Consider the following 17,348-nt stretch of genomic DNA (forward strand, 5'->3'; position numbering starts at 1 on the left):
CGCTTGAACATATCATCCCCCTGTGTCGATCATGGGACCGCCATAAGGCCCCCGAAAAGGGAGGCGACCGACAAGGCCGCCTCCGTGCCAGGCGATCAGAACTTCTTGGTGAGGTTGATGCCGTAGGTGCGCGGCGGCGCGGTAAACACCACCGTCTTGCCGCCGGTGTTGCTGCTGGAGCTGGAGCTGACCACCGCCAGTTCGTTGAACAGATTGTTCACGAAGAAATGGGCGCCCCAGTTGTTGTCGCTGGCCTGCACGCCCAGGCGCAGATTGGTCAGCGTATAATCGTCCAGCCGGCGCCGATAGGTGTCGGTCGGGCTGATCGTGCTGTAGGAACTGCCATTATAGGTGACATCGGTGCGGATGACGGCATCCATGGCATCGGTCAGCATATGCTTATATTCGGCCGATCCGCCGAAATTCCATTTCGGCACATTGGCGATCCGGTCGCCCTTGCGGCCCGATGCCACGACGATGGTGCTGACCTGGTCCTCGGTCAACTTGGCATCGGTGTAGGAACCATTGGCGCTGAAGCTGATGCCGGCAATCTCGGTGGAGAATTCCGCCTCGACGCCGCGAATGCGGGCCGCGCCGACGTTGGAGATGAGGCCGAAGACCGAGCCGGTGCCCGCTGTGCGGGCCGACACCTGCATGTTGCTCCAGTCGATCTGGTAGGTCGCCATATTGAGATAGGTGCGCGGCAGGATCTTGCTCTTGAAGCCCAGCTCATAATTCCACAGGCTGTCCGATGTGTAGGCGGCCAGCGCCGCCGACAGGCCGATCACCTGGTTGACGCCGCCGGGCCGGAAGCCCTGCGCGGCCTGGGCATAGACCATCACATCGGGGGTCGCCTGATAGGAGATGTTGAACTTGGTGAGCACGCCGTCCTCGGACGACTTGGCTTCGGTATAGGGCGTCACGACCGACGCATAATGTTCCTAGCCCATGTCGATCCGGCCGCCGACCGTCTTCTTATAATCATAATAGCGCGCGCCTGCGGTCAGCGTCAGCTTGTCGAACAGCTTGTAGGAGATTTCGGCGAAGACCGCCTTCTGCTTCAGCTTGTCGTTGATGGTGCGATCATAGGCGAGATTGGCGATATCGTCCGGATCGTAGAGGAAGCCAGTGTCCGGATCGGCCTTGAGCAGGGTCGAGCGCACCACCGTCTTGCGGTCCTCGCTGAACAGGCCGACGGTCCAGTTGAGCGGGCCATCCCCGGTCGAACTCAGGCGGATTTCGTTGAGCCAGTTCTTGACCGATTGCGGCTGATACAGGCTGGACGACAGCAGGGCGCGGGTGTCGGACAGATAATCGGCCAGCACGTCGGCGGAGCAGGCCGCACCATTGCCGCGATAGGTCTGGCAGCGGGCGGCGGTATCGCGGCCGTTGAACGTATCGCTGACATCGCCGACGACAATGCGGTCGCGGTCGGTGTAGGTGGTGATGGCGGTCAGCACGACCGGGCCGAAATCATAGTTGAGCGTCGCATTATAGATGCGGTTGGTGTCGTAATTGCCCGATTCCGATCGCGCGTCCGTGGTCCAGCGCTTGCCGGTTTCGGCATACCAGCGCGGCGATTCACCGGCCGCCTTCTCGTAATTGGCGCTCAGGTCCAGCGTCAGCGCCTCGGTCGGCGTGAAGCGCAGCATGATGCGGCCGCCATAGGTGTAGGGATCGTTGATATTCTTGTAGCCATAATAGCTGTTGTCGACATAGCCCGCGACCTGGGTGGCGTTGCCGACGATGCGGATGGCCAGCTTGTCCTCGATCAGCGGGACGTTCAGCATCCCGTCGAAGGACGCGCCCATCGATCCGCCCTCGACCGCCGACATGGTGCTGGCAAAGGCCGCCTCGATCTTGTCGGTCTTGGGCTTGTTGAAGATGATGCGCAGCGTGCCGCCCATCGAACCGGAACCGTAGAGCGTGCCCTGAGGGCCGCGCAGCACTTCGGCGCGCTCCACGTCGAAGATGCGGAAATCGGGCGTGGCGCCGGCGGCGTCGCTGGTGGTGCCGACCGAGCCGGATACCGGCGCTTCGTCATAATAGACGCCGACCGTCGGTTCGCCGGCCGCGGTCACGCCGCGCAGGATGACGCGGCGGTTGCCGGGACCGCCATCGACGATGCGCAGGCTGGGCGTATCGCGGGTCAGTTCGGTAAAGCTGCTGGTGCCGGCCGCTTCCAGGCTGGCGCCGGTGACCGCGGTAATGGCGATCGGCGTGTCCTGAACGCGGGTGTTGCGCTTGAGCGCGGTAACGACGATTTCGCCCTGATCCTGTTCCTGGGCCTGCGCTACGCCGCCAGCCATGGCGACCATGCAGGATAATGCACTGCCGGCCTTCAACAGCTTGAAAAGGCGACCCTTGTGAGATGACAACATAAAAACCCCCTGTTTTTATTTGTTTTCCTCGCCACATTTCTGTTCTTTTCTGGAGGAAACGGTATCAAGGGGGCGGCCGAATGTGTTTCGTAACATTTGACGATTTTGGAAATAATCCGCAGATTATTCGGTAATTACGGTAAAATGCCGATGATCTTGCGAACAGGAATCGCGGGCGCTGATCCGGCAACGGGCATCATGGCCTGATCGGAATTTGTGCCATGACGCCCCGCCCCTGTTCAAGGGCGCAACACCCATCCGCCATCAACATGGATCGTCTGGCCTGTAATCCAGCGCCCCGCGTCAGAACAGAGCAGCAGGGCCGTGCCGACCAGTTCATCCGGCTCGCCGCGCGGGCGCAGTGCGCAACTCATCTGCAGGAACTGGATGAACGGAGAATCGTCGGGCACCAGCATCTTGCCGGCGTCCGAAGTGACATTGCCCGGCGCGATCGCATTGCTGGTGATATTGTCCTTGCCCAGTTGCTTGGCGAGCGTCGTCGTGAGGCCCACCAGCGCCAGCTTGGAAATGCCGTAGAGGCCCGTCGCCGGAAAGGCACCGCCCGACGTCTGGTTGATGATCCGTCCGCCACCACGCGCCCGCATCGAAGGGATCACCGCGCGGGCACAGAGCAGCGCACCATTGAGATTGACCGCAAAGGCCCGGTTCCAGGCGTCGAGGCTGACGGCTTCGATATTGTCGTAGCTGATATCGACCATCAGCGCGGCATTGTTGATGAGGATGTCGACGCCGCCAAAGGCATCACTCGCCGTCGTCGCCATGGCCAGCGTCGATGCCTCATCAGCCACATCGACCTTGACGGCAATGGCGCGGCCGCCACCGGCCACAATCTCGTCGGCCACCGCCTGCGCGCCTTCGCCATTGAGGTCAGCGACGACGACTGCGGCACCGGCCGCCGCCAGCCCCAGCGCATAGGCCCGGCCGATGGAGTTGCCGCGCCCGCCGGCGCCAGTGACGATCGCGACTTTGCCGTCTAGGCGGAACTGATCAAGGGTGAAGGACATGATTGGGTCTCCTGAAAAGGTCAGTCGCCGCAGGCGGCGGAGAGAAAAGGCATGGCGGCGCGGGACAGAGCCTCGGCACCGGCATCTTCGGGCAGGCTGGCCATCAGCAGACCGACATCCTTGCGCAGCAGCGGCGCGCCATGGGCAAAGGCGCCGGGCGTCGGCAGGCGGGCATAGACCTCGAAGCCGAAGCTCCGACCGCTGCTCGCCTTGATGAGGTCGCGCAGGGCTGCGCCATCCAGGTCCAGCGCCCTGCCCGCCTCCATCGCGGCATGGGCCAGCCCCATATTGGCCGCCATCAGCGCGTTGTTGACGATCTTCGCCCGTTGCCCGGCGCCGACATCGCCCATCCGCACGATCAGGCCGCCAAAGCTTTCCAGCACCGGCCGGGCGGCCTCGAAGACATCGACCGCACCACCGCACATCAGGGTCAAGGTGCCGGCCGCCGCGGCCGGGCCGCCGCCGCTGACCGGCGCATCGAGGAAGGCGACACCGTGTTCCGCGCAGCGTTCGGCCAGCGCCACGCAATGTTCGGGCAATATGGTCGAATGAATGACGATCCGGCTGCGCGGTCGCATCGCGGGCAATAATTGCTCGACGATATCGGCCACGCCGGCGTCATCGACCACACAGATGCCGACATGATCGCAGGACGCCCCCAATGTCGCGATGTCCGGCGCTGCTGTGGCGCCCTTTTCGAGAAAGGGCGCCAGCGCATCCGGGCGACGGGCCCAGAGCGTGAGCGGATAGCCGGCGGCCGCGATCCGTTCGGCTATGGGACCGCCCTGACTACCCAGGCCGATGAAGCCGATCCGTTCCATCCCGCTCATCCTGCGGTGATCCCGGCATCGATCGAGATGCAATTGCCGTGGAAGCCACGCCCGGCCGGCGAGGCGAGCAGTGCGACCATGTCGGCGACATCATCGACCTCGACTGTGCCGCGCATGCCGGAAAAGCGCTTGAGCAATTCGAAGTCACAGCCTTCGGGCGGCCGGAAATTGGTGGCGATATTGGTCATCATGCCACCGGGCGCGACGGCGTTGATGCGGATCGGCTGCTTCTGATACTCCATCGCCATCGCCTTGGTGAGGTTGAGGAGGCCGGCTTTCGACGCGCAATAGGCGGCGGCATAAGCCTCGCCGATGAAGGCGGCCGAGGAAACGACATTCACGATCGCGCCATTCGCCTTCAGCAGATGCGGGATTGCCGCCTGCGACAGCAGGAAGGGCGCGGTCAGATTGACCGCCAGCGTCTTGTCCCACAGCGGCTTGGGCATGTCGGGCGAATTGGCGAGATAGATGAGGCCGGCGATATTGCACAGCGCATCGATCTGGCCGAAATGGGTGACAGCCGCATCGACGGTGGCACGGCAAGCGTCAGGATCGGCCAGATCGACAACCGCCGTCTGATGCTCGCCTTCAGGAAGCAGGCTCAGCGTTTCGGCCACCCCTTCCGCATTGACGTCCACCAACCACAGCCGGGCGCCGGCCTGTGCCAGTTTCACCGCCGTCGCGCGGCCAAGGCCTGAAGCCGCGCCAGTCACCAACGCCACCTTGCCGTGCATGTCGATCGCGATGCTCATCGCCCTTGCTCCCGCTCGTTCCAGGCCAGGCCCTTGGAGACCTTCCCGGCCATTTCCAGCACCACGCCCTGGACCACCGACGCCTTGGGCCAGCCGGCATGGACCGCATATTGGAGGACGAATTCGTTGAGTTCGGCGGCGGTGCAGTTGCCGCTCGCCATCGCAGCATGGAAATGGCTGGCGATCGGTACGGTGGCCGCGGAATCCGCGACGCCCACCAGCGTGAGGAAGCGGCGCGACCGCTGGTCGAGGCCCGGCCGGCACCACATTTCGCCGAACACGAAGTTCAATATGCCATCCTGCAGATAGGGCAGGCCATTGCCGACGCGCGGGCCGTCAAAGGTCATCACCGCGCGAAATTCGGCAAAGCCCTGCTCCATGCGCTGTTGCGCATCCCAGGGTTCGTGCCGGATTGGCGCCAGCACAGCCGGCGCCAGCCCCTTCTCTGCCTCGATCCGGTCGATCGCAGCGTCGATCGCCCCGCCCTTGTCCCAGCCGGAATAGACCGCGACATGCAGCGCCGCCTCGCGCAATTCGGCCTGGGTCAGCGCGCCGGTCGTCAGTGCCCCACGGACATAGCCGTCCAGCCGGTCCACAGGCGCATCGGCGCCGACCGCCGAAGCCAGCGCGATCAGGAAGCGCGCGCGCCGATCCAACCCTGGACGCGACCAGATTTCGGCATAGATGAAATCGCGCCAGCTTTCCGCCACCGGTGATTGCGGCGCGGCTCCATCTCGCCCCGTCAGTTCGGCCTGAAGCCTATCGCCGAGTGCGCTGCGCGCTGCGGGATCACACAGGGTCATTGCCCGCCCTCCGGCGCGGCCATGCTCATCCACACATTCTTGGGCTGGAGGAATTCATGCAGGCCCTCGACCCCGCCCAGCCGACCATGACCGCTCTTCTTGAAGCCGCCGAAAGGACAATTGGGCTGCATCGCCTCACCCGAACCGTTCACATGGATCATGCCCGCCTGCAGCTCGCGCGCCATATGATGGGCGCGGCGCAAATTCTGCGTGTGGACATAGGCGCCCAGACCATAGTCGGTGCCGTTGGCGAGCGCGATCGCCTCTTCCTCGTCCTCGAACGGGGTCACGACCAGGACCGGGCCGAACACCTCATTCTGGGCGATCTCGCACCGGTCCGGTACATCGGCCAGGATCGTCACCGGCAGGAAGAAACCATCGGCAAAATCGCCGGCCAGCCGATGGCCGCCCGCGATGATCCGGCCGCCATCGGCGACGCCGCGCGCCACCATCCCGCTGATCCGGTCGAGCGCATTCTGGCTGATCACCGGCCCCAGCACCGTCGCGGGATCGAACGGGTCGCCCGACTGCACATGGCCCGCCATCGCCCCGATCAGGTCGAGATAACGGTCATAAATGCCGCGCTGGACCAGCAGCCGCGTGCCATTGATGCACCCCTGCCCATTGGAGGAAATCGCCCCAGTCAGCCCCTTCTTCGCCGCGAGCATCAGGTCGGCATCATCGAACACGACCACGGCAGACTTGCCGCCCAGTTCCAGGCCGACGGGCTTGAGCGACTGCGCCGCATTGGCCAGCACCTGGCGCGCGGTCGCGCCCGATCCGATGAATTCGATCTTGTCGATGCCGGGATGGCTGACCATCGCCGCGCCGACATCGGCGCCGCCCGTGACCAGATTGACGACGCCATCCGGCAGGCCGGCCTCATGCAGCAGGTCGACCAGTTGCATGACGCTGTAGGGGGCAAGTTCCGGTGCCTTGATCACCACGCAATTGCCCGCTGCCAGCACCGGCGCCAGCACCATGGTCGCGGCGAACAGCGGCCCGTTCCACGGCACGATGATGCCGATCACACCATAGGGATCATAGCTGACATAATCATGGGCCGGCGCGCCCCACATCGGAATGGTGCGCCCGTGCAGCTTGTCGCACCAGCCGCCGAAATAGCGGAATTTCTGGGCCGCATCATAACCCATATAGGGCGCCACCATCGCCACCGATCCATTTTCGGCGATCAGGCTGGGCGCGAAATCCGCCGACTTCGCCTCCAGCAGGGCGGCGATACGGAACATCAGGTCGCGCCTCTTGTCGCCGGGCATCGCGCGCCATGCGGGGAAAACCTTGCGCGCGGCGGCGGCGGCCCGGTCGACATCCTCGGCATCTGCCAACGCTAGTTCCTGCGTCACCTTGCCGGTGCCGGGATAGACATGGAGGTGGCGCGCCGGGCCGGTCGGCACCGCGCGCTGTCCGCCGATAATGTTGGGGTGACGCGGCAATGCGTCGATCACAGGATCCCTGAACGCCATGGCTCTCTCCTCTTGCGGCGCGGCAAGCGCAGCGGCACGGCTCCAGAACCGGGCGGCGACTCTTGAGTTCGACATTAATATGCATATTATTAGATCATCAAGGCGATCACATGGAGTATCGCCCTTGCGAAATTTCAATCAACATGCGCATTAATTCATATGAACCTCATCCAGCAAAATGACCCGATGGAACCGGCGACCGGCAAGCGGCAGATCGTCCGCCATACCGCCGACGCCCTGCGCCGGCGCATCCTCGCTGCACCGGCCGGCGAGCAGATTGGTTCGCTGCAAACCCTTGCCCGCGAGTTGGAGGTCGGCATCGTCACGGTCCAGCAGGCTGCACGCATCCTGGAGCATGAGGGCTTGCTGGAGGTCCGGCGCGGGCCAGGCGGCGGCTATTATGGCCGGCGACCGCAAATGGCCGATCTGGAACGGATGCTGGGCGCCTATCTGTGCGGCGAACCGGGTTCCTGGCGCGAGATACTCGACATCACCTCGCTGTTGTTCAACCGGCTCTGCGCCGCTGCCGCGCGATGCGACGACCAGGCCCTTCACAGGGAATTACTCGATCTGCGCAGTCAGATCGATGCATGCGATAGCATGGACAGGCTCGGCCAGTTGGAAGGCCGGCTGCAGGACATATTGTTCAAAATGGTCAGCCAGCCCCTGTTCGAGCTGTTGACCCGTGTCGCGCTGGGGAGCGCGCGCGATGTGGAGCGCGACGGCACCGGGGCCGACATGTTCGACCTCGGCATATGGCGCCACGGTCGCCTGCGCATCATCGACGCGATCGCCGATCATGACCCGGCCCTCGCCCATTTCGAGGCGGACCGCCAAAATCGGCAGGTTCTGGCCACCCTGTGCGCATTCGACCGCCTTTGAAGCGACATCGCACGCGATAAAGCGATGCGTTCGGGTGCCACTGACAGGCACGCGCCGCTGATGGGCCGTCATGATCCATATATTGGCCGTTAGCGTCTTTGCCGACTGTGCGACTTTTACATCATTTAGCAAAAAAGCATCGTCGAACAGATATCCACTCGCAATAGCATTGACAATGCGAATAGGTCGCAATAGCAGCCCCTGCAACAATCGAAGGGGTTCTGAAACAATGGCGAAATATGGAAACACTCCATCCTTCCTCGCACTGAGCTGCGTCGGCGCAATGGCCTTCGCATCCGGCGCGCATGCGCAGGATAATGGCCAGGGCCAGGCACTTGGCGGCGTCACGGTCACCGACACGGCGATCGACGACAATTCCATCAAGGTGGAAAAGCCCGAATCGCCCAAATATGTTCGTCCCCTGCTCGACACGCCGCAGACCATCACGGTGATCGGCAACCAGACCATCCAGAAGCAGAACCTGCTCACCCTGCGCGACGTGCTGTCGACCGTTCCAGGCATCACCTTCGGCGCGGGCGAAGGCGGCGGCGGCTATGGCGACAGCATCAACCTGCGCGGCCAGAGCGCCAACACCGACATCAGCATCGATGGCGTGCGCGACAGCGCCCAATATAGCCGCACCGACCCGTTCAACCTGGAACAGGTCGAAGTCACCAATGGCGCCAATTCGGTGTTCGGTGGTTCGGGCGCAATCGGCGGCAACATCAACCTCGTTACCAAGCGCCCGAAGGCCGATAGCGAGACGCTGGTTCAGGCGGGCATCGGCACGTCGGACTATTATCGCGCGACGGTCGACAGCAATGTCCGCGTCAACGACATGATCGCCGTCCGCGTCAACGCCATGTATCATGAAAATGACGTGCCGGCGCGCAGCGTCGACCGCTACAAGCGCTGGGGCGTGGCGCCCTCGGTCAAGTTCGGCATTGATGGCCCGACATCGCTGACCCTGCTCTACACCCACCAGGAAGATGACAATACGCCGCTCTACGGCGTGCCCTATTATAATAATGGGGTCTATGACGGCCCGCTGCCGGGCGTCCCCTATAGTGGCTATTATGGCTATAAGAATCTGGACAAGCAGGACCAGACGATCGATCAGGCCACGGCGATCTTTGATCACCGCTTCAGCGATCTGCTGTCGGTCCGCAACCTGTCGCGCTGGCAGCGGGTGGAACAGAATCTGGTCGTGAACCCGCCCCAGGGCACCTACTGCCTGGCCAATGGCACGCTGCCCACCGGCGCCGCATGCGCGGCCGGCCAGCTTCCCGACACCTATTATCCCAGCGGTCCGCGTGGCGGCTTCCGCAATTCGGTCAACCAGTCGCTCTACAACCAGCTCGACCTGACCTTCAACATCCCAGGCGGCCATACGCTGGTCATCGGCACGTCGATGCAGCAGGAAGACTATGTACTGAACAACGGCAATGTCGAGCGCAACGCCAATGGCGCGACGCCGAACCCGACGCTCGATCCGATCAGCATCAGCAACCCCAACGCCATCTACACCGGCCCGGTCAATTATATCCGGTCGGGTCATCAGGTCGGCGACACGTTCAACGCTGCCATCTACGCCTTTGCCGCGGCCAAGATCGTCGACGGGCTTGAACTGAACGGCGGCGTACGCTGGGAGCATAACCGTGCCCGCTTCCGCTCCGATACGATCGCCACGCCGGCCGCCGGCGGCGCCTACACCACTGGCGCGCAGCAGAATGCGACCGACAATCTTTTCTCCTACCGCGTCGGCCTGGTCTACAAGCCGGCTGAAAATGCCAGCCTGTATGTCGCCTATGCCAACAGCCTGACGCCGACATCGAGCAGCGTGCGGGCGGGCTGCGGCACGGCGTCGGTCGATCAGGTCAACCTTGGCCTCGAACCGTGCGGCGTAGATCCGCAGAAGGCCGAGAATTTCGAGATCGGTGGCAAGATCGATCTGTTCGACAATGGCCTGCAGCTGACTGCCGCACTGTTCCGCAACAAGCGCACCAATTATTCGGTCGCCAGCAACGATCCCTCCATCGGCAACCTCAACGTCAATGACGGCCGCAACAAGGTGGACGGCATCACGCTGGGCGCTACCGGCAACATCACGTCCAACTGGACGATCTTTGCCAACTACACCTATCTCAAGAGCAAGGTGCTGCAGAGCATTTCGGACTATTGCCTCGACAATCCGGGCGCGACCTATCGTCCGACCGGGGCGACCGCCAATGTCACCTGCGCCCTGTCCGATCCGCAGGCTGGCAATCCGCTGACCAACACGCCCAAGCATTCGGGCAGCCTGTTCACCACCTACACCCTGCCCTTCGGGCTGCAGCTGGGTTATGGCCTGACCTATCAGGGCAGCTGGTATCTGAGCAACGCCAGCACCGCGCCGATGTACAAGGCGGACGATTATCTCGTTCACCGGGCGATGCTGTCCTACACGTTCGACGAAAAGCTGACTGCACAGCTCAACGTCCAGAACTTCACCAACGAAAAATACTATACCAGCGTCCGCAACAATGGCTGGGCCAATCCGGGCGAAGGCCGTTCCTGGGTGCTGACCCTGGGCTACAAGCTCTAACCCCCTCTCCCCGCCGGGCCGGCCATGCCCTCCTCGACATGGCCCGGTCTGGCGAACGGAACGCCCGCAGCCCGCTGCGGGCGTTCTTTTTTTGACCTGACGGGCATGGCGATGGCAGCGCCGCCTGCTAAGGGAAGCGCCATGACCGCCACCGCCGATCTTGCCATCCGCCTGCGCCGCGCCCGCTTCAACCGGGCGCTCGCCGATGCCGACCTGGCCGCCATCGGCCCGATCCTGGCACAGGATGTCGTGATGGTGACCGGCACCGACAGCGGCGTCATCGCCGGGCGCAAGGCGCAGCTGATGGCCTGGAAGCGCGAATTTGCCGCGCCCGATCGCAGCATCTACACCCGCACGCCCGACACGATCCTGGTCTCGCCCGTCGAACCGATCGCCTTCGAACATGGCCAGTGGCAGGGCATCGCCGCATCGTCCGGCATCCTCATCGCCTCGGGCGCCTATACCGCCAAATGGCGGCAGCTTGGCAGCGAGTGGCTGATCGAGGCGGAACTTTACCTGACCCTGGCCTGAAAAGTCCGCACCTTTCCGCCGCAAGACGAGCGACATCGATCTTCGCAGATAGTTAATAAAATATTGCTGCGCCGGCCCGACAGGACTATGGCGCGCCCACCCTGTCCTTGGCGCTCCGGCGTTGGAGTCGGGGCCGACAATCCAGAGAGCGGAAGGGGGGGACTTCGCCACGCGTCACGCGATCCATTGTGACGACATGCGAAGACTTGGCGTTATCTATTATGAAAAAGACCGGTTTCATGATTTCGGCGTCGCTGGCGCTGCTGGCTGCCGCCCCCGCTCATGCCTCCCCCGTCACCGGCACCGACGCGCTGCGCGAATGGAATCTGATCGTGCTGGGCGACCTCAGTTCCTCTTCCGAAGTGGAGGGCCGCACCTTCGTTGGCGGCGACCTCACCGGCACATCCTCCAGCTATCAGATCAGCACCCCCGCCACCTCCACGACCGGACAGGCCGGCCTCACCGTGGTCGGCAATGTCACCGGCGGCATCAAGAATTTGAACAACGGGTCGGGTGCGCTGGTCGGCGGCAATGTCGAAAGCGGCTTCAACCTCAATGGCGCGGCCCAGACGGTGAAGGTCGGCGGCACCATCAGCAACACCAATATCAACCAGAATAGCGTCCAGTCCGGCCTGGCCACGTCCGACCCCGGCTTCGCATCCAGCCTGGCGATGCAGGGCACGGTGCTGGCCGGCAGCATGAAACAATTGTCGACCAACCTGTCGGGTCTGGCCGCCAACAGCGACATGGTCATCAGCGGCAACCGCGCCACCTTCAACGCCAGCCCCGACGCCAACGGCCTGGCCGTCTTCTCGATCAGCGCCGCCGATCTCGACAAGGTGGGCGAGATCGCCTTCAACCTGAACGGCGCCGACACCGCGATCGTCAATGTCAGCGGCAGCGCGGTCAGCCTCAACGACAATTTCCTGGGCGGCACCGCCAATCTGGGCGAACATGTGATCTGGAATTTCGGCGACGCCCAGTCGCTCGACCTCACCAACAGTTGGGGCGGATCGCTGCTGGCGCCCTGGGCCGATGCGACCACCGCCAATTACATTCAGGGATCGGCCGTGTTCGGCAACCTGACCCAGAATGGCGAGATGCATCTGGGCACCTATACTGGCAGCTATACCCCGCCGATCGATCCGCCGACCGGCAGCAGTTCGGGCGGCACGCCGGTGCCCGAAGCGCCGGGCTGGACCCTGTTCCTGCTTGGCATCGCCGGCGTGCTGCTGGGTCGCCGCCTGATCCGCAAGACCGCCTGAACCGCCCTTTACCGTGCTTTTCCGTCCCTTCCCCCTCGGCCAGACGCGGGAAACGGACGGACTGGCGCAGCGCCCTTCTGATCGCCGCCGGGCGGCGGCACAGGGAGCCATTGTTTCACAATCTTTGCAGATCGCCGCTTTCCCATGAAAATGCCCCGCTTCTTCTCCTCGACCGCCTGCGACATGGCGATCGATCTTGGCACCGTGAATACCGTCATCCACGCCCGCGACCGCGGCATCGTGCTCAACGAACCCTCCGTCATCGCGATCGAGACCATTCGCGGCATCCGCAAGGTCAAGGTGGTGGGCAATGAAGCCAAGCTGATGATGGGCAAGACCCCGGCCAATATCCAGGCGATCCGCCCGCTGCGCGACGGCGTGATCGCCGACATCGATGTCGCCGAACAGATGATCAAGCATTTCGTCGAAAAGGCCCAGGACGGCGGACGTTTCGGCCGCCGCTATGATGTAGTGATCTGCGTGCCCACCGGCTCCACCATGGTTGAGCGCCGCGCGCTGCGCGATGCCGCCTCCAACGCCGGCGCGGCGCGGGTGCAGTTGATCGAGGAGCCGATGGCCGCGGCGATCGGCGCCGGCCTGCCCGTTACCGAACCGCGCGGCGCGATGGTGGTCGATATCGGCGGCGGCACGACCGAAGTGGCCGTGCTGTCGCTCAATGGCATCGCCTACAGCAATTCGGCGCGCGTCGGCGGCGACAAGCTGGACGACGCCATCGCCTCGCACATCCGCCGCGTCCACAACCTGATGATCGGCGAAGCCACCGCCGAGCGCGTCAAATGCGCGATCGGCTGCGCCACCCCGCCCGATGGCGAGGGCGAGCGGATCATCGTCAAGGGGCGCGACCTGGTAAATGGTCGCCCTGCCGAAATGACCATCAGCGAAGCGGAAATCTGCGACGCCCTGTCCGAGCCGGTCGGCCAGATCGTGATGGCGGTGATGACCGCGCTGGAGCAGACCGCGCCCGAATTGTCGTCCGATATCATCGACGAGGGCATCACCCTGACCGGCGGCGGCGCGCTGCTGCGCCGGCTGGACGAGGCGCTGTCGGAAGCCACCGGCCTGCCGGTGCGGATCGCCGACACGCCGCTAATGTGCGTCGCCATGGGTGCCGGCAAGGCGCTGGAAGATCGCGCCTATGAAGGCGTGCTGACCATGTCCTGACCGGCGCGCACCGCCCCGACGATGGTTGGCGGGCATCGCTTGCCCGCCCCGCCACATCGGCGCTTGCCAGCACCGCCAAATGCCGCCAAGCAAAGCCCCGGATAAAAGAGGATGAGCGGGCGGATGAGCTATTATGACGTTCTGATCGTGGGGGCCGGCCATGCCGGCGCGCAGGCGGCTATCTCGCTGCGGCAGCACGGTTTCGAAGGCTCGGTCGGCATGATCGGCGACGAGAAGGATCCGCCCTATGAGCGCCCGCCGCTCTCCAAGGAATATTTCGCCGGCGACAAGAGCTTCGACCGCATCCTGATCCGCCCCGCCCCCTTCTGGGACGAGCGCAAGATCGACATGCTTCTGGGCAAGCGGGTCAGGAGCGTCGATCCGGTCGGCAAGTTCGTCACCGTCGGCGACGAGGAAATCGGCTATGACAAGCTGATCTGGTGTACCGGCGGCAGCCCTCGGATGCTGACCTGCAGCGGCGCCGAAGCCGCCAATGTCCATGCCGTGCGCCGCCGCGACGATGTCGACGCGATGATGGCGAAGATCGACAGCGTGAACCATGTCACCATCATCGGCGGCGGCTATATCGGGCTGGAGGCGGCCGCCGTCCTTTCCAAGTTCGGCAAGACCGTGGTGCTGCTCGAAGCGCTCGATCGGGTGCTGGCCCGCGTCGCGGGTGAGGATCTCTCGCGCTTCTACGAGGCGGAACATCGCGCCCATGGCGTCGACCTGCGCACAGGCGCGAAGATGGACTGTATCGCGGTCGAGGATGGCCGGGCGACGGCAGTGCTGATGCAGGATGGCGAGCGGATCGCAACCGACATGGTGATCGTCGGCATCGGCATCGTGCCTGAAACCGGCCCGCTGATCGCGGCCGGCGCGGCCGGCGGCAATGGCGTCGATGTCGACGAATATTGCCGCACCTCGCTGCCCGACATCTATGCCGTGGGCGATTGCGCATCGCACGCCAACCGCTTTGCCGGCGGCGCGCAGATGCGCCTCGAATCCGTCCAGAATGCCAATGACCAGGCCAAAACCGCCGTGGCCCACATCCTCGGCAAGGAAGAGGCCTATGACGCCGTCCCCTGGTTCTGGTCGAACCAATATGATCTCAAGCTCCAGACGGTGGGCCTGTCGACCGGCTTCGACCAGACGGTGCTGCGCGGCGATCCGGCCACCCGCAGCTTCTCGGTCGTCTATCTGAAGGGCGGCAAGGTGATCGCGCTCGACTGCGTCAATGCGGTCAAGGACTATGTCCAGGGCCGCGCCCATGTGCTGTCGGGCGCCCATCTCGACCCCGGGCAACTGGCCGATGCCGGCATTCCGCTCAAGGAAGTGGGCCTGGCCTGATCGGTCGGCGACGACGCGACAATCGGATTTTCCTACGAAGTTCACAGTGTCGTCGCCCCGTTTTGCGCCATTTTCCCGGCATAGGGTCATCGGAAAGCGACGGCGGCGCGACAATCGCGCGCCTGTGAAGCGACACCGACGCGCCAGCGAAGCGACGATCAGGCGACCATGACGCGACAGACTTGTTGCGGCAGGCTGTGGCAATGCGGTCGATGTGGGAGCGACAAGAGCGGCCAATTCCATCCCACAGGATGGACCAGAAAAATGCCGAGTAGGAAAGACGGCCGGGAAGCCGGCCGCTTAGCGCGCTCGATAATCGGAATCTCCCGTTTTTTTTTGAACCCGTCGCTCCTATGAGCGGCAAGTCGAAAGTCGGATGCCCCGATCGGACGAATGCTGATCTAGGCTCGTCCTTGATCCAAAAATACTCGCACCGCATGAAAGGCGCAGGGAACATCTTCCCAAAAACCCGATGGCTCGCGTGGGAACCTATCACTAATGTCAGCCAGAACCGGCGCGGCGTCTGGCGCAGCCAATCGCAGCAGCCAGCGGTCTAGCTGCACCCCGGCTCGAGCCGCGCCACAAAGAACACTCTCGGCATCCCATCCGATCCAACCTTCATCTGCTTCTGCAAGATCTCTCGCCAGGGCCAGTTCAAACCACGCTCCGACGAACATTTCGATCACAGCTTTTTCATGCGGTGGCCAGGAGTCCCATCCCGCGAGCGCCAGCTTGCCCAGCACGATCTCGGGATTGTTGGCATTCGCTGGATCAGACACTGACACGTCCAGAATGCGCGGCAGCAGATAGCGAAAGTCTTGCTCGTCACCAACCGTCAGGAACGCACCCGAAACATAGCGCCAGAGAGCCATACCGCTGATTTCACGCAATGGGGTAGCGAGCAAGACATCTGTGCCGCGCGTATCGATACAGCAAGGGCAGCCTTCGATCCTCGACGGCGCCGGCATCTCGAAAGTGCGATAGACGGCGTCCAACGCCTCGCTGGCGCGGACCATCGCTTGAGCTAATACGCCCTTGTTCATGAGGCCAGAATGACCGGCAAACGGGCGCGATGCGAGCAGAATCTGACGTTTCCCACTCCCCTCCCTTTCAGGGAGGGGCCGGGGGTAGGTGCGCCGCGTTGCGGCGGCCTACGGTCGATCGGGCAGAAGCTCGCTGCGCTCGCCACCCACCCCAACCCCTCCCTGAAAGGGAGGGGCTATCTGTCGTCCCCATTCTGCCGTCGCTACCCGCGAAAGCGGGTCTCGTTTGCCAGTTCCCATGGTCCGCCGCGATAGTGCCAGGCGGCCAGGCCTGCGATTGCGATCGGGCGGGGATGGAAATCGGCGCGCAATCGGTCGGCCAGCGCCCGCGCGACCCTGGGCTCCACCTTGTTCTGCACGGTCAGATGCGGGCGAAAGCCGGCCTGGTCCTGCGGCGTCAGCAGGCCGGTGAAGGCGTCCGCCAATTCGCCACGCAACGCCGCCAGATCGGGACTGTCGATGCGATAGGCGACCCCCTGCCCCAATAGCAGCACATCGCCCAGCCGCGCCCGTGGCGCCGGGCCGGCGCATATCTGTTTCATCCGCGTCCTGAGTTCGGGCAGCAGCGAAGGCGGCAGATGATGGAACAGGGTGACATGCGCCGGCACCTGATTGCGTTCGGGCGGAAAATGGGCGCGGCGCAAGCCATCCGCCCAGGCGAAATCGGCAGCGCCCAGCAGCGCGGTGACGATGATCGGATCAGCCAGGACCGCCTCCCTGCAACGCGATGGCGGACTTTCGCCCGGCCGGGACAGGCTATATGATGACAGATGCCGCGCCCGGCAAGCAGGCGCGGACCAGGAGGGGAAGCATCATGCGCGCACCGGCATCCTTCGTCATCATCGCCGTCATCCTGCTGCTATGGAACCTGATGGGCGTCGCCGCCTTCGTCATGCAATATGGCGCCGACCTCAGCGAACTCGCCAGAACCGATCCCGACACCGCCCGCGCCTTCGCCCAGATGCCCGGCTGGGCCTGGGTCGTCTATGCGGTGGCGGTGGGCGCCGGCACGCTGGGCGCGATCGCCCTGCTGCTGCGCCGTCGCGTCGCGGTGCCGCTGTTCCTGCTGTCGCTGCTCGCGGTGATCGTCCAGTTCGGATACACATTCCTTGGCACCGACCTGCTGGCGGTGAAGGGCGCGGGCGCGGCGATCTTCCCGGCCGTCATCGTCCTGATCGGCATCGGCCAGTGGCTCTACGCCCGCAGCCAGGCGGCCAAGGGTCTGCTGCGCTGATC

The 17,348-nt window shown here is 64.0% G+C and carries 14 protein-coding genes and 1 pseudogene; 7 read left to right on the forward strand and 8 right to left on the reverse strand.

Going from position 1 to position 17,348, the window contains the following annotated elements:
- Positions 1 to 95: 95 nt before the first annotated feature.
- The 6 genes and pseudogenes from ACI6S0_RS10045 to ACI6S0_RS10070 all read right to left on the reverse strand — a co-directional run bounded on the left by ACI6S0_RS10045 (position 96) and on the right by ACI6S0_RS10070 (position 7,275).
- A pseudogene (locus ACI6S0_RS10045) lies at positions 96 to 2,381 on the reverse strand (TonB-dependent receptor).
- A 239-nt stretch (positions 2,382 to 2,620) separates the two neighbouring features.
- Positions 2,621 to 3,406 (reverse strand): SDR family oxidoreductase, encoded by a 786-nt coding sequence (locus ACI6S0_RS10050; protein WP_313231359.1) that lies wholly within the window; start codon positions 3,404 to 3,406, stop codon positions 2,621 to 2,623.
- Between the two features lie 20 nt (positions 3,407 to 3,426).
- Positions 3,427 to 4,236 carry an NAD(P)-dependent oxidoreductase gene (locus ACI6S0_RS10055; RefSeq protein WP_434405714.1) on the reverse strand — a complete coding sequence of 270 codons (810 nt, stop codon included), beginning with the start codon at positions 4,234 to 4,236 and terminating at the stop codon, positions 3,427 to 3,429.
- Positions 4,233 to 4,988 carry an SDR family NAD(P)-dependent oxidoreductase gene (locus ACI6S0_RS10060; RefSeq protein WP_434405715.1) on the reverse strand — a complete coding sequence of 252 codons (756 nt, stop codon included), beginning with the start codon at positions 4,986 to 4,988 and terminating at the stop codon, positions 4,233 to 4,235. The genes ACI6S0_RS10055 and ACI6S0_RS10060 overlap by 4 nt, the downstream gene beginning before the upstream one ends.
- Positions 4,985 to 5,791: a carboxymuconolactone decarboxylase family protein gene (locus tag ACI6S0_RS10065; protein ID WP_434405716.1), complete on the reverse strand. Its 807-nt coding sequence runs from the start codon at positions 5,789 to 5,791 to the stop codon at positions 4,985 to 4,987. The genes ACI6S0_RS10060 and ACI6S0_RS10065 overlap by 4 nt, the downstream gene beginning before the upstream one ends.
- Positions 5,788 to 7,275 carry an aldehyde dehydrogenase family protein gene (locus ACI6S0_RS10070; RefSeq protein WP_434405717.1) on the reverse strand — a complete coding sequence of 496 codons (1,488 nt, stop codon included), beginning with the start codon at positions 7,273 to 7,275 and terminating at the stop codon, positions 5,788 to 5,790. The genes ACI6S0_RS10065 and ACI6S0_RS10070 overlap by 4 nt, the downstream gene beginning before the upstream one ends.
- Before the next feature lie 159 nt (positions 7,276 to 7,434).
- Here ACI6S0_RS10070 and ACI6S0_RS10075 point away from each other — a divergent pair, with 159 nt between their 5' ends.
- The 6 genes from ACI6S0_RS10075 to ACI6S0_RS10100 all read left to right on the forward strand — a co-directional run bounded on the left by ACI6S0_RS10075 (position 7,435) and on the right by ACI6S0_RS10100 (position 15,069).
- A complete protein-coding gene (locus ACI6S0_RS10075) occupies positions 7,435 to 8,157 on the forward strand; it encodes a GntR family transcriptional regulator (protein ID WP_434405718.1) in 723 nt (240 codons plus the stop codon).
- 229 nt (positions 8,158 to 8,386) lie between these two features.
- Positions 8,387 to 10,741: a TonB-dependent receptor gene (locus tag ACI6S0_RS10080; protein WP_434405719.1), complete on the forward strand. Its 2,355-nt coding sequence runs from the start codon at positions 8,387 to 8,389 to the stop codon at positions 10,739 to 10,741.
- Between the two features lie 141 nt (positions 10,742 to 10,882).
- A complete protein-coding gene (locus ACI6S0_RS10085; RefSeq protein WP_434405720.1) occupies positions 10,883 to 11,272 on the forward strand; it encodes a DUF4440 domain-containing protein in 390 nt (129 codons plus the stop codon).
- A gap of 221 nt (positions 11,273 to 11,493) precedes the next feature.
- Complete coding sequence (locus tag ACI6S0_RS10090) at positions 11,494 to 12,537, forward strand: choice-of-anchor A family protein (RefSeq protein WP_434405721.1); 1,044 nt, start codon at positions 11,494 to 11,496, stop codon at positions 12,535 to 12,537.
- A gap of 144 nt (positions 12,538 to 12,681) precedes the next feature.
- Positions 12,682 to 13,719, forward strand: coding sequence for a rod shape-determining protein (locus ACI6S0_RS10095; protein ID WP_004212110.1), 1,038 nt, complete (start codon positions 12,682 to 12,684; stop codon positions 13,717 to 13,719).
- A gap of 123 nt (positions 13,720 to 13,842) precedes the next feature.
- Positions 13,843 to 15,069 (forward strand): NAD(P)/FAD-dependent oxidoreductase, encoded by a 1,227-nt coding sequence (locus ACI6S0_RS10100; RefSeq protein WP_434405923.1) that lies wholly within the window; start codon positions 13,843 to 13,845, stop codon positions 15,067 to 15,069.
- Between the two features lie 401 nt (positions 15,070 to 15,470).
- Here the strand turns inward: ACI6S0_RS10100 and ACI6S0_RS10105 are convergent, their stop codons facing one another.
- Complete coding sequence (locus tag ACI6S0_RS10105) at positions 15,471 to 16,112, reverse strand: hypothetical protein (RefSeq protein ID WP_434405722.1); 642 nt, start codon at positions 16,110 to 16,112, stop codon at positions 15,471 to 15,473.
- Between the two features lie 203 nt (positions 16,113 to 16,315).
- Positions 16,316 to 16,819: a 2'-5' RNA ligase family protein gene (locus ACI6S0_RS10110; protein WP_434405924.1), complete on the reverse strand. Its 504-nt coding sequence runs from the start codon at positions 16,817 to 16,819 to the stop codon at positions 16,316 to 16,318.
- A gap of 107 nt (positions 16,820 to 16,926) precedes the next feature.
- On the opposite strand from ACI6S0_RS10110, the gene ACI6S0_RS10115 reads away from it, so the two are divergent.
- Positions 16,927 to 17,346 carry a sugar transporter gene (locus tag ACI6S0_RS10115; RefSeq protein ID WP_434405925.1) on the forward strand — a complete coding sequence of 140 codons (420 nt, stop codon included), beginning with the start codon at positions 16,927 to 16,929 and terminating at the stop codon, positions 17,344 to 17,346.
- Positions 17,347 to 17,348: the final 2 nt, after the last annotated feature.

It is taken from the genome of Sphingobium sp. DN12, assembly GCF_051058005.1.
Classification (GTDB): domain Bacteria; phylum Pseudomonadota; class Alphaproteobacteria; order Sphingomonadales; family Sphingomonadaceae; genus Sphingobium; species Sphingobium yanoikuyae.

Coding starts and splice junctions, on each gene's coding strand:
- ACI6S0_RS10050 (WP_313231359.1), bottom strand. CDS start 3,406: ATGTCCTTCACCCTTGATCAGTTCCGCCTAGACGGCAAAGTCGCGATC.
- ACI6S0_RS10055 (WP_434405714.1), bottom strand. CDS start 4,236: ATGAGCGGGATGGAACGGATCGGCTTCATCGGCCTGGGTAGTCAGGGC.
- ACI6S0_RS10060 (WP_434405715.1), bottom strand. CDS start 4,988: ATGAGCATCGCGATCGACATGCACGGCAAGGTGGCGTTGGTGACTGGC.
- ACI6S0_RS10065 (WP_434405716.1), bottom strand. CDS start 5,791: ATGACCCTGTGTGATCCCGCAGCGCGCAGCGCACTCGGCGATAGGCTT.
- ACI6S0_RS10070 (WP_434405717.1), bottom strand. CDS start 7,275: ATGGCGTTCAGGGATCCTGTGATCGACGCATTGCCGCGTCACCCCAAC.
- ACI6S0_RS10075 (WP_434405718.1), top strand. CDS start 7,435: ATGAACCTCATCCAGCAAAATGACCCGATGGAACCGGCGACCGGCAAG.
- ACI6S0_RS10080 (WP_434405719.1), top strand. CDS start 8,387: ATGGCGAAATATGGAAACACTCCATCCTTCCTCGCACTGAGCTGCGTC.
- ACI6S0_RS10085 (WP_434405720.1), top strand. CDS start 10,883: ATGACCGCCACCGCCGATCTTGCCATCCGCCTGCGCCGCGCCCGCTTC.
- ACI6S0_RS10090 (WP_434405721.1), top strand. CDS start 11,494: ATGAAAAAGACCGGTTTCATGATTTCGGCGTCGCTGGCGCTGCTGGCT.
- ACI6S0_RS10095 (WP_004212110.1), top strand. CDS start 12,682: ATGAAAATGCCCCGCTTCTTCTCCTCGACCGCCTGCGACATGGCGATC.
- ACI6S0_RS10100 (WP_434405923.1), top strand. CDS start 13,843: ATGAGCTATTATGACGTTCTGATCGTGGGGGCCGGCCATGCCGGCGCG.
- ACI6S0_RS10105 (WP_434405722.1), bottom strand. CDS start 16,112: ATGAACAAGGGCGTATTAGCTCAAGCGATGGTCCGCGCCAGCGAGGCG.
- ACI6S0_RS10115 (WP_434405925.1), top strand. CDS start 16,927: ATGCGCGCACCGGCATCCTTCGTCATCATCGCCGTCATCCTGCTGCTA.